This is a genomic window from Rhodohalobacter sp. 8-1 (assembly GCF_038150125.1).
Classification (GTDB): Bacteria; Bacteroidota; Rhodothermia; order Balneolales; family Balneolaceae; genus SW132.
In genome coordinates, this window is sequence record NZ_JBBVMF010000037.1 from 1 (window position 1) to 16,457 (window position 16,457).

11 protein-coding genes, 1 tRNA gene and 1 pseudogene are annotated in these 16,457 nt (G+C 41.7%); 10 read left to right on the plus strand and 3 right to left on the minus strand.

All coding sequences use genetic code 11. The annotated features are described in order from the left end of the window. Positions 1 to 330 precede the first annotated feature (330 nt). The 6 genes and pseudogenes from AABW11_RS19610 to AABW11_RS19635 form a co-directional block, all read left to right on the plus strand. A pseudogene (locus AABW11_RS19610) lies at positions 331 to 1,695 on the plus strand (outer membrane protein assembly factor BamB family protein); the annotation flags it as partial. 27 nt (positions 1,696 to 1,722) lie between these two features. Then, positions 1,723 to 2,412, plus strand: a complete 690-nt coding sequence (locus AABW11_RS19615) for a c-type cytochrome (protein ID WP_445263808.1) — start codon at positions 1,723 to 1,725, stop codon at positions 2,410 to 2,412. A 153-nt stretch (positions 2,413 to 2,565) separates the two neighbouring features. Then, the gene (locus AABW11_RS19620; protein WP_340107037.1) at positions 2,566 to 3,033 is read left to right on the plus strand and encodes an OsmC family protein; all 468 of its coding nucleotides are present in this window, start codon (positions 2,566 to 2,568) and stop codon (positions 3,031 to 3,033) included. 707 nt (positions 3,034 to 3,740) lie between these two features. Continuing rightward, positions 3,741 to 4,328 (plus strand): hypothetical protein, encoded by a 588-nt coding sequence (locus AABW11_RS19625; protein WP_340107038.1) that lies wholly within the window; start codon positions 3,741 to 3,743, stop codon positions 4,326 to 4,328. 475 nt (positions 4,329 to 4,803) lie between these two features. Next, positions 4,804 to 5,088, plus strand: coding sequence for a type II toxin-antitoxin system Phd/YefM family antitoxin (locus AABW11_RS19630; RefSeq protein WP_340107039.1), 285 nt, complete (start codon positions 4,804 to 4,806; stop codon positions 5,086 to 5,088). Continuing rightward, positions 5,079 to 5,378: a type II toxin-antitoxin system RelE/ParE family toxin gene (locus AABW11_RS19635; RefSeq protein WP_340107040.1), complete on the plus strand. Its 300-nt coding sequence runs from the start codon at positions 5,079 to 5,081 to the stop codon at positions 5,376 to 5,378. Before AABW11_RS19630 ends, AABW11_RS19635 begins: the two co-directional genes overlap by 10 nt. A 273-nt stretch (positions 5,379 to 5,651) precedes the next feature. Here AABW11_RS19635 and AABW11_RS19640 read toward each other — a convergent pair whose 3' ends face one another. Further along, positions 5,652 to 7,130: a flavin-containing monooxygenase gene (locus tag AABW11_RS19640; RefSeq protein WP_340107041.1), complete on the minus strand. Its 1,479-nt coding sequence runs from the start codon at positions 7,128 to 7,130 to the stop codon at positions 5,652 to 5,654. Positions 7,131 to 8,443: 1,313 nt separating this feature from the next. Here AABW11_RS19640 and AABW11_RS19645 point away from each other — a divergent pair. Both AABW11_RS19645 and AABW11_RS19650 read left to right on the plus strand, forming a co-directional pair. Further along, positions 8,444 to 9,337: a tetratricopeptide repeat protein gene (locus AABW11_RS19645; protein ID WP_340107042.1), complete on the plus strand. Its 894-nt coding sequence runs from the start codon at positions 8,444 to 8,446 to the stop codon at positions 9,335 to 9,337. A 492-nt stretch (positions 9,338 to 9,829) separates the two neighbouring features. Continuing rightward, entirely contained in the window at positions 9,830 to 14,374 is a 4,545-nt protein-coding gene (locus tag AABW11_RS19650) for a Ser-Thr-rich GPI-anchored membrane family protein (protein WP_340107043.1), read from the plus strand. 173 nt (positions 14,375 to 14,547) lie between these two features. Here AABW11_RS19650 and tnpA read toward each other — a convergent pair whose 3' ends face one another. Together tnpA and AABW11_RS19660 are read right to left on the minus strand one after the other, a co-directional pair. Beyond that, entirely contained in the window at positions 14,548 to 14,844 is a 297-nt protein-coding gene (gene tnpA, locus AABW11_RS19655) for an IS66 family insertion sequence element accessory protein TnpA (RefSeq protein WP_340107044.1), read from the minus strand. A gap of 289 nt (positions 14,845 to 15,133) precedes the next feature. Continuing rightward, positions 15,134 to 15,206, minus strand: a tRNA-Arg gene (locus AABW11_RS19660). Between the two features lie 124 nt (positions 15,207 to 15,330). On the opposite strand from AABW11_RS19660, the gene AABW11_RS19665 reads away from it, so the two are divergent. Both AABW11_RS19665 and AABW11_RS19670 read left to right on the plus strand, forming a co-directional pair. Beyond that, positions 15,331 to 16,035: a deoxyribodipyrimidine photo-lyase gene (locus AABW11_RS19665; RefSeq protein WP_340107045.1), complete on the plus strand. Its 705-nt coding sequence runs from the start codon at positions 15,331 to 15,333 to the stop codon at positions 16,033 to 16,035. Then, complete coding sequence (locus AABW11_RS19670; protein ID WP_340107046.1) at positions 16,025 to 16,219, plus strand: hypothetical protein; 195 nt, start codon at positions 16,025 to 16,027, stop codon at positions 16,217 to 16,219. The genes AABW11_RS19665 and AABW11_RS19670 overlap by 11 nt, the downstream gene beginning before the upstream one ends. The last annotated feature ends 238 nt before the right edge of the window (positions 16,220 to 16,457 follow it).

A 16,457-nucleotide genomic window follows, 5' to 3' on the forward strand; every position in this document is an offset into this window, starting at 1 on the left:
TGACAATGCGATATTGAAAACGATGAATTCGCTCACGCCGCCCTTATGTTTACTAACGAGCGTTGTCATCCTGCCTGCCCCTTTGGGGATCGAGCCATTGTAGTTGATGGCGAAGAGAAGGATCTGCAAAAGCAATGAACATTAATTTTGGGAAATTTCGAACATGTTTTATGCGATTATTCACATATTTTGCCAACAACCCACAAAATTTCCGGTAGAACTATATATGATAACCTCAAAGAAGTTCATTTAAGTAAAAGCAGATCTTTAAAAACCAATATGGAAAAATTTGCATGGTATATTTTATACATAATTATAGCCATCAGCAGCATGTTGATTTCGGGTTGTCAGGATGAACGACTATCTCTGTCTGATTTTAACTCAGGGGCTGGATCAGACTGGGCTGAATATCAAGGTGGGCCTGAACGAAATCAGTATTCGGAGCTGGATCAAATCAATCCTTCAAATGTTAGTCAGCTGGAAGTGGCATCGGAATTTAATACGGACGTGGAAGGGGAGATGCAGACTAACCCTTTGATAGTAGAGGGAATACTGTATGGAATGACCGCTAATTTACAGCCATTCGCATTAGATGCAGTAACCGGAGAAGTCATTTGGATGAATGTTGGTGAGGAGGTGGGAAGTTTAAGTAACAGCAGGGGAATCGTTTACTGGGAAAACGGAACCGATAAGCGAGTCCTTCACACCAATGGTGAATGGCTCTATGCAAGAGATGCGGAAACCGGTGAGGTCATTGAATCCTTTGGCGAGGACGGACGAACTAGTTTAAAATCCGGTCTTGGAGAGACCGCTGCTGATAAATATGTTGGATCGACGTCGCCGGGTACAGTTTTCGAAGATATTATTGTCATGCCTATTCGGGTTGGAGAAGGTGCAGAAGCAGCTTTGGGTTACATTCAAGCCTTCAATATAGTAACCGGGGAGCTTGAGTGGGTTTTCCATACGATTCCTTTACCGGGAGAATTTGGGTACGATACATGGGCACCTGATAATTATAAAAATGCGGGAATAGGCGGTGCAAATAACTGGACCGGCATGAGTGTTGATCGGGAAAGAGGTATTATTTATGTGCCAACCGGATCTGCGGCATTTGATTTTTATGGAGCGAATCGCCCGGGAGAAAATCTGTTTTCCAATACTCTGCTGGCTTTAAACGTTCGAACAGGTGAGCGGATATGGCACTATCAAATTGTGAAACATGATATTTTAGACCGGGATCTTCCCGCACCACCGGTACTCACAACCTTGAAACGTGATGGTGAAGCAATTGATGTGGTTGTTTAGGTTACCAAGCATGGTTACACCTTTATTTTTGACAGAGAAACCGGGGAGCCATACTTCCCAATCGAAGACAGGCCGGTACCGGCTTCAGACGTGCCGGGAGAAGCAGCCTGGCCTGTGCAGCCATTCCCGGTTAAACCGGAACCGTATGCAAGACAAAAACTCACGGAAGATGACATCAACCCAAATGCAGGAAATCGTGATGAACTGGTAAAGTTATTCAGAAACAGCCGGTTTGAAGGCCCTTTTACACCTCTTAGCGAGAAAGGGACAATCATCTTTCCCGGTCTCGACGGCGGGGCTGAATGGGGAGGCGCGTCTGTTGATAGTGATGGGATCATGTACGTGAATAGTAACGAAATGGCGTGGCGCATAAGTTTAGAACCATCCGCTGATGAAGATGATCTTGCAGGTTTGAGCATGGGTGAAAGAGTTTACACGTTAAACTGTACGGCATGTCATGGAGGAGACCGGTCAGGAAATCCTGCAAGTGGGTTTCCTTCGCTGGTTGATATTGACAGTCGCCGGGATAAAATACAGGTGGAAGCAGTGATCAGGAATGGTCAGGGTATGATGCCGGCATTCGACTATATCTCCGACGAGGAAGTGGAGGCACTTATCTCATACTTATTTGACGAAGATGTCGAATCTTATAGAGATGGTATAATTTCGGTTCCAGAATTCAAATACAATATTTCAGGATATAATAAATTCCTCGACAGTGACGGATACCCGGCAATAAGCCCGCCCTGGGGCACACTAAATGCCATCGATCTAAACACGGGTGAGTTTTTATGGAAAATACCCTATGGAGAGTATCCTGAACTGGTGGAGCAGGGGATTCCTCAGACGGGTTCCGAAAATTACGGAGGGCCGGTAGTGACAGCAGGCGGACTACTTTTCATCGCAGGTACCAAAGATGGTAAATTTCGTGCGTATGATAAAGTTGATGGAACCTTGCTGTGGGAAACCCAGCTCCCGTCTGCCGCTTTTGCCACGCCAAGTACCTATATGGCTGATGGCAGGCAGTATATAGTGATTGCTGCCGGCGGCACGAAATTAGGTGCCGATGGCGGAGATAGCTATATCGCATTCACTCTGCCGGATTAGTGTTGTGTCAATGATGAAATGGTATAAAGTCATCGGAGGAGTTAACAGTGCTAAATAACAAGTTATCAGGTTATAATCTGGAATGGGAAAAGACAGACTATTTACTATATAAAGCGAATTTATATAGTCAGTAATGATAAAACGGAATAAACGATGAGATTACACCACTACAGTTCACAACTTCAATGGACTGGGAACAGAGGAGAGGGGACCGTTGATTACAGGTCCTATGATAGATCGTATACAGTTTCCATCAATGGAAAAGCGGATATACAGGGCAGTGCTGATCCGGTTTTTCGCGGAGATCATTCTAAATGGAACCCTGAGGAGCTGTTCCTGGCCTCACTGTCGGCATGCCATATGTTGTGGTATCTGCATTTGTGTTCGGATGCAGGGATTCGTGTGAAATCGTACGAAGATCCAGCGACAGGAATAATGGAAGATCGGGAGGACGGCAGCGGCAGATTTACCGAAGTGAAGCTTTATCCGCACGTTACAATTTCAGATTCGGATAATCTGGATAAAGCCAAAAAACTGCATCAGCATGCACACGAGAGGTGCTTCATTGCTAACTCCTGCAATTTTCCGGTGCGGCATGAAGCGGAAATTAGGTTCGGATGAGGAGACCGTTGAGTGGGTTGATTCTTAAAACCGAAATCAAGATGTCTTAGAGAATCGACCGCTTATGAATCCTTCCCACACCACATTGCCTTCTTCCGGGCCCCAGGTCAGGGCTGAGGCAGATATCGTATTCGTTCTAGTTTTTTTTCAAAACCGATCAATCATTATAGTCGTAATCTTCTTCCGATACCTATCGAAAGCATTATGAGTTCGTCATCAGTTGTTGATTTGCTGACATAGGACAGCACGCCAAACATTGTGTTGCCGTTTGAGCTAAGGGCGTAAGCCTCCTTAGCAAAGGTAAAGTCCCGTAGCATATTAGAGGCCACGGTCTTTACATTGACGGCAAAATCGTAATGATTCAGTGGCGTATAGGTGGCCGTCTTTTCGGGTTCAGGAATCGCAAGCAGCTGCTCAAGTGAGCATCGCTCGGATCCACAATGTTGTGAGTAGTTCAGGCATTTGTAATTCTCCGTTAGTTATAGGTTTTGTACACTGTTCTTATACCAAGAAAAGCGGGAGAATGAGGCCTGAGGTGAGAAACTGGAGAGGAATTGGGTATAAGAAGTATGAAAGACTAGGCTAGCTTAAAGAATGGCCAATGATGCAAATAACAGAAGCGTGACACTACGTTGTTACTCGAGTTGTTTATACTGTGGCGGGTACACATTACGCTTCTTAAATCAATCACATAAAAAGGGAGACATATGAAAGAAGGTTTATCAGAGATCATTTGTATCATTGACGCATCTGGCTCGATGAAACTTATAGAACAAGACCCCATTGGCGGCTTTAATACGTTTCTTGACGAGCAGAAAACACTGCCAGGCGAGGCTACATTGACGCTCATCCAGTTTAACACCGACTACAAAATTGTTCATGAAAACAAGCCTCTCGGTGAGGTCGACCCCATCGGTGACAAAGACTATATACCGAGAGGGAGTACAGCATTGCTTGATGCCATCGGCAAAGCTTTGGATTCAACAGGGCGACGACTGGCCAATACCCCGGAAGAAAACAGACCTGAAAAAGTTATTGTTGCTATTTTGACTGACGGGCAAGAGAACGCAAGCATATCCTATAATTTGGCGACAATCAATGATATGATACGCCATCAAAAAGAAACGTATTCATGGGAATTTATTTTTCTGGGAGCCAATCAGGATGCATTCGCGGAAGCTGCGAAGATAGGCATTGACTCAAAAGACACACTTAATTTTGCATCAACAGGTGATGGAATCAGAACAGCTTATAACGAGATGAGCGATAGTATATCTACATACAGGAATAAGTAGAATTCCATTTAAAGAGGCTTCAGGCTTAACAGCTGAACTCTTTATTAACATTAATGATTTGAAACCCATCTGGAGAGTACATGCGCTCGATCCATCGGGGAGGCTATAAAGACCCGGAAGAGTTCGCTGAGGCCATCAATGGCCAGCAAGCTTGAAAAGCCTAAGAGGAAAGTTAGCAGCCTTTCTCTTTAGGTGAAAAATATGTTGGAGATTTGCTCACTATCTCACTGTCAGTGAGCAAGTGACGAAGATTGCTGAAAAGTTTTAATCGGACAGGTTTTAAATGCCGATAAACATTATTCGGACTATAACCGTGTTCTAATTACAGTATTAATAAAATTAGATTACTATCAGACAACATTCAGGGCTGAAAAGCCTGAAGAGAAATGCATTTTAACCAACCTACCCTATCGTTGTAAGTCCAAATCTGAATCAGTATCTTATTAGTGCATAGAAAAACTTTTAAAGTACTGATATGGATATTTCAATTTCAAGAGATATTGAACCTCTCTCCGAGTTTCGCAAGAAATCTGCGGATTTTGTAAAACGCTTAAAAAAAGAGAAGCAACCAATTATACTTACTCAACATGGCAAAAGTGCTGCTGTTTTGATGGATGTATCAGAATATGAACGCTTTACCAAAAAATTAGAGATGCTTGAGGATTTACTCGAAGCCAAGCAACAGGTCGAGCAAGGCAAAACGTATACTATGGATCAAGCAAGAGAAAGAATTGAAAAGCATCTTTCTAAATGGAAATAGTTCTAACGGATCGGTTTTTAACTCGGGTTGAAGAGTGTACCGATTATATTGCACTGGATCATATACCAACAGCTATTAAATGGGCAGAAGGTGTATTCGACCATTGTAGAAAACTAAGCGATCAACCGGAAAGCGGAAGGATTGTCCCTGAGTTCAGACGGCCTGAAATTCGAGAGCTTATACATGGAAATTATCGACTGGTATATGAGTTAAAAACCAATCAAATTGATATGTTGACCATTTGGCATACGAGACAGATGTTGCCAGATGATCCGCACAAGGTTGGTTAACAATGGCTTAGTGCTGACCAGTTAAGGCTTTGGAGTCGACAATCAAAAACAGGCTGGCAGCACAAGCCAAGAGCCGTTATTTGTCATTCAATTCCTCTATCAGATATAAATTCTTCAGATTCATTCCAGTCTTTTTTATAGATTTCTCGAAATCCAATAGGGATAATCATTATGAGTTCAAAAGACAATCTCATCGAAGCTGTTCAACCTCTCTACATGAAAACGGAGAATGGCAGAAAGTTGGCATCAATAATGTTCGACTCCTGAAGCCTATTATGAACATCTTAACTGTTTTCGTTCTTCATGAATAGATCGATACCGTTTGGGAGTATAACTACACAAATATTCTCTTACCAGATTGTTTGTTCGGACGACTTCCAGGTCCATATCATCGATGAGTTGATCAATGTAATGAGTTACAAACGGACCTATAAAGTAGCCACCTCGGGCTGGCCGAAATACTTCCTCAGACCACTGGCGAACCCGTTCAATTTCTTTCTTCATTTCAGCAGTATTTGGCAGGTCAAGTTCCCTCCGAAAATGCTGAGATAGCCAATGTGCAGAGATTTCGGAAGTCAATGCACTCGAAAAAGATTGGGCGTACCCTATAAATCCAATTGTCGGTTCATCTGGCGGAAGGATATGACGATAAAGATAAAAAAAGCCATCCTGTTTGATATGATTTCGAATAGAAGGATCAAGAAAATCTAACTTCTGTTGCCATCCGGTTGCAAAAATCACAACGTCTGCTTTTATCTTCTCTCCTGTTGTCAGCTGAACCGTAGTAGATTCTCGAAAGGACTCGATCTCGGCCTTTTTGAGAGTTGCTCGTCCCTTATGTACTGCCTGGTAAAAATCACTACCCACCCCGATGTCCAGTTTTCCAGGTAGTGGATATTCAGGAACAAGTTTTGAAGGTATCTTTAAATAGTGGCGAATAAACCAACTTTGAAACCGCCAAAAAAAACGTACAAATGGTTTGGCAGGCCCATGAAGAATTTTTTCAAATCCTTTCGGAGTATGGTAACGATAAAATGCTTCAAAGAATCGGGAAAAAAACAGTTTATCATATCTGATTCCAAAAATATAACGGGGAGTTGACCAGCGTGCAGAACGAAACACAAGCTTGCAAGACTGTGCATGTTCAGCAGCTGCTGTGGCACAATCAAGAGCCGATTTACCGGCACCGACTACGATGACTTGTTTGTTCGCAACAGCTTTAGAATGGGTGAATTGACTGGAATGAAGTATCTGACCCTCAAAATTTTCTTGACCCTCGATTTGAGGTATATAAGGAATGGAAAAAACCCCATTACAAATTGCAATGTAGTCAAAATAATGTGTCTCTGATTTTCCATTGGATCTAACAACAACCTGGTAACGGGGTTTAGAATGATCGTTATTTTCGGATTGATGAGAGATGGACACAACCTTGGTGGAAAGTTGAATGTGTTTCCAGAGATCAAAGTGATCCGCATATGAAAGCAAATAGTTACGCACCTGAGGAGCTGTTGGAAAATCATCAGCAGATTTCGGATACTCAAAATCCGAAAATTCATAGAGTTCACGGGGGCTATTGGTACGAAGTCCCGGATAGGTACGGGAAGGAGCCCAAACCCCACCAATAGTTTCCTCTTTATCAAATGCGACTACCTCGAATCCATCAGCTTTTAGAACTTTCGTGGCTACCAATCCTGCAATGCCAGTGCCAACTACACAAACTTTTTCTGAAGAGGTATCTTGCATCATCATACTTGAATCATTTATTTATGAAGAACCAAGAGCCCATCCCTCGGAGCTATTATCATAATTATCACTGGTCAATTGTTGGATATTCGTTCCATCAATGTTCATTTTACATTTTTGAAAAAAATTGGTACCAGCTGCATGAGGGTAAAAATAATTTCTCTCCATCCGGAGACCAAAAAGGTCCATTGTCCTGATCTGAAGGGGCGTTTGTCAGGCGAGTCAGATCAGATCAGATCCATCTGAATTAATTGTATAAATTTCATAATTATCCGGATAGAAAGCATCAAATACTATTTCATTACCGTCGGGTAAATAATGAGCACTTAACGCATTTAGCCCATTATTCAGTAATTTGTTGCCTATTAGAACCATCCGGATTAATCCGACAGATTTCTCTTTCCTCCTTACCAATTTTACCTGAGTAAATAATATGACATACGAAGCATTATTAAAAGAACGCATTCTGGAACCGATCGGAATGACCAGGCTGCTATTTTGCTCACTCCCCGAATGAAACGAAATCTTGTAATTGGTCATAATATAGCCGGCGATTCTGTAGCGAATTTGGGATAGTTCCTCACTGGCAGGTGCCGGCAGGCTCGCATAAATGTGGAAGTGTGTGTATCATGACCTTATCAGTGAGCAAGTGAGATAAATTCTGAAAAAGCTTTCTCGAGACAAATTAATCAAAGCCTATCTCATCAAGTTACATATCCTAATAAACTTTTATGACTCTTTCCTCACTACGTCACTGATCGCTACAGTTTCTTAAAAGCATTCCCAACCTGCTCACTGATATCCATATTCAGAAGGTCCGCGTACCGCTGCGTGGTTTTTACATCCGCATATCTCAACCAGCGTTGAACGGTGTAAATTGGAACTCCGGCGGTGTTAGGTTATGAGGTTTGAGCAGTACAATGTAGAGGGAAATTTAACAGAAGCACAAATAAACACCAGATATGAGCAATTCCAAGAAAAAATCGTACGGGCAATTACCTCACTAAATGTTCGAGGCCTTCTTGAAGAGCCCAAGCCGGAAATTCGTGAAATATGAGCAACTTTTTCTCTCGCCGTTGGCTTTCTTACTTAGGATTATTGGGTACTATTTTGATTTCCCCTAATAATTTATAATTATAGAAGTCGTGGAGTGCAACAAAGGCAACGGAATACTAATGATCGAGAAGCTTCCGGAGAGCATATAACTACCCATCTCTCAAAAGGATCAATTTTTTTTTCGTACAAAATTACTATATCAAACATAAAGACGGAGTCCAATGCTATACAATAAATTACTCGTGATAAGACGCCATTATCTAATGTTATTAGTAATAATTTTAAGCTTTGCTTTAGGCAGCTGCAATATGGCTATCCCAAAGTACACCCAAATTCAGTCTGAATATCCACCAAATTACTATTTAGGAGACTCACCCAATGTTAGTGTTGTAGAGGCAGAAGGTGCTACCAGACGTATACAAGATATTACTATCCAAGAGTTAACAAATCAAAGTCGTAGTAAAGGGTACTTCACTATTGAAAATAAGATAAACGAAGGCATTCGTTTTGATACTCAACAGGGAAAAGTGGTGATGACGGATGAAAATATGGATGTAAATACAGATGATGCATATATAAAGATAAATATAATAGCGAGCATGAGACAAGATGGTCGGACAACTATTACCCGAAGAACAGGGATATTAGGCACTGAAGAAGAAACAGTGCCTGCCATGATGACGATTCTACCTATAGCATTTACAGTTACAAAAGGTGAAGATGTTTTATTGAATGAGCGACAATACGATGGAAAGGTTGTTTGGAGTATCGACGACTATCCTGTAGACTATAGAGAGCGACTTGAAGTAGCCACAGGGAAAGCGGTTGAAGAGTTTATTGCAGATATTACCCCACGATCAATTTCTCGTCGAGCTCGTCTGGATTATTCAAATGAAGAACTAAAGCCAATTTTAGATGCAGCGAGAGATGGACAAGTAAGGGAAGCAGCCACACAAATTGAAGAATATGTAGCAAAAAATTCCAATTCAGCATCAGCTGTTTATAATCTCGCAGTTTTAACTGATGCTTTAGGAGATTACGAAAAGGCATTAAATTATTATGATGAAGCTCTATCTCTCGGCGGTAAAGATTATTATACTGAATCCAAGACAAACTGCATGAAAAGGTTGAGTGAGTATCAAGAAATGGCAGAATAAAGCAATTGATTTAGACTGACAAACTCAGGCCGTAGATTAAGAATCGATAGAACTGTACCAGTTCGTTCAATTGACTGTAAATGAAAGTTATGTATATACTTTCCCCATGTCATTAGTGGCGAGTGGACCATAATTTTCTTACTCATTTTTATATATCTCCTATCTGGAGTACGTGTGTGGCAAAAGAGTGGTGCAGGCAGTGGAACTTCAGCTCTTTGGGCCTGATCTAATTGAGGAATGAATATTAGAATAAAGTAATAATTAACCTAATACTTACCACGTAATTGATATCCTGATTAATAATTTTAAGTTGTCAATTGATAAGGGTTAATAGACTAAAATTTATTGGCAAGAGATATTTATTATTAATCACCATAGAAATTCTTCAGTGTTCAGCTTTCGGCAACATGAGATTTTCCAATCAATGTATCTAAATAGCAGATACCGATTTGAGTATTGCAGTGAATTTCTACACTCAAGGAGTCATACAATATGAAACATGATCTACTATCAAGAAAGATTCTAAATATTTTTCCGCTTTTCGCTTTTCTATTGCTCTTCCCCGCCTATTTGTATTCTTCAGTTCCCCAAATTGATATTTCAGGATCAGAGAATGTAGCTACAACGGATACAATCCCTGAAGCTACCTTCAAGAGTGGGGGAATCCACATAACAAGTGGAACGACTACTCCAAAAAATATATATGATGCATCTGTCTCAGCTCAAATAACTGTGGAAAATCCAAATAGCAGTACCACATGGAAAGTTGGACGTGAAGAAACGATTGAATGGACAACATCCGGGGTTTATGGTGATGTACGCATATGGCTTTATCGGGGGGATGGAGAGTTGGTGAGAAGAATTTACCGATGGTCTGGATCAGGACCAGCACCATGGACTGTCCCTCCTTACATCGAACCGGGTAATGATTACTATATGGTCATTTTTAGTGCTGATGATCCTGATGTAAGAGGTAGAACCGATGGTGCGTTTACGATCGATGAGGGGACAGGTCCTTATATTACCATGTTGAGTCCAACCGGAGGTGAAAAGTGGACCTCAGGTGAAGAAGAAGAGATTCGATGGACCAGCCGTAATGTACAGGGAGAAGTTGAAATTCTTCTTCACAGAGAAGGGGCTATTTTTATAGAATACATATCAAGAGGCACATCTGACGATGGCACTTATAACTGGACTGTGCCTGATGATATAGAACCTCGAACGGATTATTATGTCGGAGTGAGAAGTCTTGAGAATGAAAGTGTATGGGACACTAAAGGCCTATTCCAAATTGGATATGCAAATTCAGATCTTTCCGGTATTGTTGATACTCGCGGGGAGGCATGGGATGTACAAGTGTCAGGCAATTATGCATATATCGCTGACGAAGATGGAGGGCTTACGATAGCGGATATTACTAATCCTTCAAATGCTTTTGAGGTGGGTTCAATTGAAACCCCGGGTCGAGCACTCACGATTGATGTTATTGGCAACCTTGCGTATGTAGCAGATGAGAGAGGTGGATTACAAGTATATAATATCTCGGATCCGGCCAATCCAACAGAAGTTGGTTCTTTTGATACATTGGACGATGCTTGGGGCATTGCCGTTTCCGGAGATCATGCATATATAGCAGTTGAATCAGATGGCCTGCAGATTATAGATATATCCGATCCGGAAAATCTCACTGAAATTGGCCGATTTGACACCCCCGGAAATGCAGTAAACGTACAAGTCCGTGGTGATTATGCCTACGTAGCCGACTACTCTTCCGGACTGCGTATTTTGGATATTTCGGACCCTGCCAACCCAACGGAAGTGAGCTTTCTGGATGCACAAGATGATGTCTGGGATGTCGATCTTAAAGGTACCTATGCTTATGTTGCTGATCATGGTCTGCGAATCATAGATATTTCCGACCCAGCCAATCCAGCAGAAGTAAGTAACTTTGAGGCCTCTGATTCTGCCTGGGACGTAACAGTTTCAGGAAATTATGCATACATAGCAGCAGATAACGCCGGAATTCGTACTATTGATGTGTCTGATCCTGCAAATCCTGTTGAGACTGGATACTTTAATACCCCGGATCCCGCATATGGAGTATCAAGTGCTGGCGAATATGTATATGTGGCTGCTGAAGAAAGTGGTGTTTATATTATTCGGAATCAGTCAGATGAAGATGTTACACCGCCTACAGCTCCCAGTGGTTTAAGTACGTCGGTCGTAAACGGACAGATTACCTTAACATGGGATCCTAATTCGGAAACCGATCTTGCGCAATACCGTCTTTACAGGTTTGCACTTCCACAACAATATACAGAACAAATTGCTACTATTCCTGCAGGAACAGAAACATATACGGATACAGATATAGTTAATGGACGTACATATTCTTATTGGGTTTCTGCGGTAGATATAAATGGCAATGAAAGTGGATTTTCAGATGAAGTTCAGGATTCATTAGAAACTTTTCCAGCAGATCAAAAGATTAATTTCTGGGTGCACTCGCCAGTGTATGAGTTCGGTTCGATTGAGTGGGTATTTCCCGAAGATTCTGAAGCAGTACCATTAAGTAACAATAATGGATTCTGGGGAATCGAAGAGCCACAATTTATGGAAGCCTGCGATCAAAACGATTCCAGTGATCAAAACCTGATTATTAAGAAAAATGGGCAACGAGTAGGCATCCTTTATGTAAATCTCTGTGATCAAATAGAATCAAGTTCCGCGTTTAATGCGATCCTTCTTCTCAATGATAAAATGGAAATTGAAAATAAAGAATCCTGGGACTATTACAGCAGTACAGATGAAGTGATGGTCTCGATGTTGGTTGCACCCGATAAATTTCAACTGAATCAATCTATAGAACCAAGTGCGGATCCAATACTTGGAGTCCATGGAGTAAGTGGATTTTATCCATACTGGGGAAGTAACATTATTAGTGAAATTAACGGAGAGGACAATTATCACTTTTGGCAGTTTTACTATCCATACGACCAACCAATTAAAAAATCGGGCATCTTACTTGGTGAGGCACTGAATTATTTACTTAGTGACCAGCTTTTTGGACTTTCTTTATCGTATCAAACGAATAATTTAAAAGTTTTGGCTCACAGCATGGGAGGTTTGGTGAGCCGCTCACACATACAAAGCAAATATTTTCATGATACCATTCAAAAATTGGTTATGCTGGGAACACCAAATCATGGGAGTTATGGTTCATTTAGGTTGACTAATACTTTTTTTGGGGGATTTGCAGGAAGCAAATTTGATATGGATCCATCTGCACCAGCTTATTTTGAAATGATTCCAGGTAGTGTGTTCTTGCGGAGTCTAAATAATCGTGTACCTTCAACATTGAATGATGAAGCTGATTTTTCATATATAACAGTAGCAGGAATAAAGTTTGGGATAATTGGTCATTTTTTTGACAAAATTCACCAGGAAATTGAATTTCAAGATGATGGGTTCGTGTCTGTATCAAGTGTCAGTTTACTGAAATATAATATTCCGATTTTAGTTACTGAGCATTATCATACAACGATCAAAGATAATCCTGAAAATATATATGGTCTGACAAATGCAAGAGGATTGGTGTTGCCATTATTAAAGGGAGAATATACCTCACTTCGCCAACATCCTAATTACATAGGGAATTTGGGTTTTAATGATAATTCTGACAATATAAAAAGTATCGAAACAAGTGATTTTGGTAGCGTAATTTTAAACACTAACTTTTCTAAGTCAGACTATGATGTAGGAATACGTGCAGTTTACGGAAGTGACAATAGACTGCGTATATATTCTTCTGCAAATAGTGCTTCTTTTATAGAAGATCCATATAAAGTGAAAGGTGATAGTATATATTCCTCAAGTGGATCTTTTTTAATTAATTCAAATTCCAGATATGATAATTTAGGTGTAAACTTTGAAGAAAGTAGTCAAATTATCGAAGTTGGAAGGTTTACAAATGATTTAATTCGCCCATGGATAAAGATTGGTTTCTCGGAGGTTGAATTAGAATTTCAACCTCTACAAACCAATTATTCAGGTCAAATTGCATTAACACCTGATCAGAAGGATATGATGAAAATACATATTGATAACCCGACTGAGAAACAAAAGGGAAGAACAGGGTTAGTTCAGTATATTGATTCAAAGGTAGATACAGCATTGATTTACATTGAACTACCAGGAGAATCCATTGATGTTCCCGATTATCAAATTGCCCTAACATCTCCTCCCGGAGTAGAATATAATATCAATAATGCACCTGCGAATTGGTCTGTAACAGAAGATAAAGAGCAGGGGTATGCATACTTTTATATTCCGAAACCTGAACCTGGCAATTGGGAAGTAGATCATAATCCATCTATCAATAACGTATATGTAGCATCTTCAATAACCAGTGATATTGATATAATAAGTAGGGTTCAGGGAGATAATCACATCGTTTCCGAACCGGTCACTATTGAAATTGAAATAGAGGGAGTGAATCAATTAAGTAGTTACAAAATTGAACCAGAATATGTCTGTTACGACGATAACAGTGAGGAGCTCGAAGCCGGGAGTCTTGAACTTCTAAATATTAAAGCAGGTGTTTACGAAACGCAGCTTCTTGCACCTTCTGAAAGTATTGGTTGTACGGTTGAACCTGAGTTGATAGCAGATGTTGGGAATGAAGAGATAACCCGGTATGCATTCAGCAGTGTCGATTTAAAAGCTAATAATGCAACAAGCATAGACAGGGATGGAGAGAGTGATGAGATACCAAACCAGTCAAAACTTCACCAAAACTACCCCAACCCATTTAATCCAACCACAAATATCAGGTTTGAGTTACCAGAATCATCCGTGGTGACACTTGAAGTCTATAATATCCTGGGGCAGCGGGTGGCACAATTGGCTAATGAACGTAAAAGTCCAGGCCATTACACGGTGAACTTCGATGCCTCTGGACTTTCAAGCGGGGTTTATTTGTACCGGTTGCAAACAGATTCATTTACTGAAACCAAGCAGATGATGTTGATTAAGTAGATCATCAACGGAGATTCGTTGCTAAAAGGACTGTCTTCTGTGGAAATTTTGAACACCCTCCATTATGCGCACCTGCTCGGAGCGAACCAATCCCGACAGCCCGTTGAAACTCTTACGCATATCACACACCCCGCAGTACAGGTGGTAGAGGTGGGAGAAGCTCAGGTAAAACATCAGTCGAGCCGGATTAAGGTATGGATCAGCGGCAGGTTCCCGCTGCTCAGTCGAATGGCAACACCGTTAGGATAGGTGATCGTGACCTGGTCGGACGGGCCCGCTCCCGACACGTCCACTGCGGCGAACCCGCCGGACGGCTGATCAGCCCGGCGGCGCTTGGCCACCCAATAGCTGAAGGTGTGAGTATTTATGGCCTGCTCGGCGCAAAAAGCTTTCCGGGTCACGCCGCTGGCTTTCCACTGGTCCACCAGGGCAAACATGGTCTGAGTCTTTGTCTTGGATGCTGTTGTCATTGGTTTTTGACAAGCAACCTACCATCCTCATCTATCACCCGAAAGGTGCAGTTGGTCGGGTGGATACGTTGTATTTGGTCTGCTGGATGTTAGCCAGTACATGGGTGAACCGTTTTGTGAAGTTAGCTACGTGCGAAGAATTTGACCGCGTGCATGCCCAACTTTAAAGCGCGATCTATTTCAAAGCAAGGAATGAGAAAAGAGCGACTTTGTTTCACCATAGTTTTACCAAGTCAAAATGAATAAGCCTTAAACTAAAGAAAACATTCACTTTAAGGCTTTTTATAAGTGACCCCGCCCAGACTTGAACTGGGATCTAGGACTTAGGAGGTCCCTATTCTATCCGGTTGAACTACAGGGTCAATGATTTGCAATCTCAACACAAGATTTAAGATAGGGGACTGCATCGGTAAAATCTATTCCTGAATTCACATGTTTGCCAAAATATGAAATGAAACAGGGGCTGTTCTCTGTTTATTGGCAACCATGCAAAAAGAAATAATAAACATCGTCTGGTTTAAACGTGATCTTCGCCTCAAAGATCACGCTCCACTAAAGGCAGCAGCAGAATCGGATAATCCCTGCCTGTTAATTTACCTGTTCGAGCCCTCTCTCATCAACGATCCGCACTACGATGTTCGACACTGGCGATTTGCCTGGGAATCGCTGGTTGACATGATGGATGTGCTAAATGAGAAAGACCATGAACTAATGGTCGCTTTTGAGGAAGCGAAAGATTTCTTTAAAAAAATTGTGGATAAATATGATGTCCAAACGGTTTTCAGCCACGAGGAGACCGGCATCGATCTGACCTACCGGCGCGACCTGGAAATGAAAGAATGGTTTGAGGGGAGGGATATCGAGTGGTGTGAATCTCCAACAAATGCCGTTCAAAGAGGCCTGATGAATCGGGATTGGTGGCGTAAGACCTGTCGACAAAAGATGAATGCCCCGCAAGAAGATCCTGACTTGAGCATGCTGGAATCGGTTAATCTTACAGAGAATATTTTAGAGACAATCAACACGTCTATACCGAAACGATTTCAGGAACGAGATGACTCATTTCAGGCGGGTGGTGAAAAGAAAGCCTGGGAGCTGCTTAAAAGCTTTGTCCACGAACGGTGCGCAGACTATAATTCCTCAATTTCGGCCCCGGGTCCGCCGCGGACAGGTGCAGGGAATGGAGGGTGAAGGGGCCATCCAGACAATTCATGCGCAAGTTCCACTCGAGGAACTCGACCATTATTCCACCAGGCTAAAGTCGATGACAAAAGGGAGTGCGGCTCATACACGAGATTTTTCTCACTACGCCCGTGCTCCACATGATATCCAGGAGCGTATAATCGAAAAAAATCGTGAGCCCGTAAATGCCTGAATCTGAAAGGAGTTAGCCTGAGCTCGATTTAAAAATAAAGAAAGTTGACGGCCAATTATTTAATTCAGCAACAATAGTGTCATGCTGACCTCGATCCGGCATCTCCTGCCTGTGTCACGATGAGAGATACCACATCAAGTACGGGATACCGCCCTTTATAGATTGGCTCAAATGCAATTAATAACTAAGAATCGAACTCAGGTAATTAATTAGCGGCTAACTTTTGAGGTAACATTCC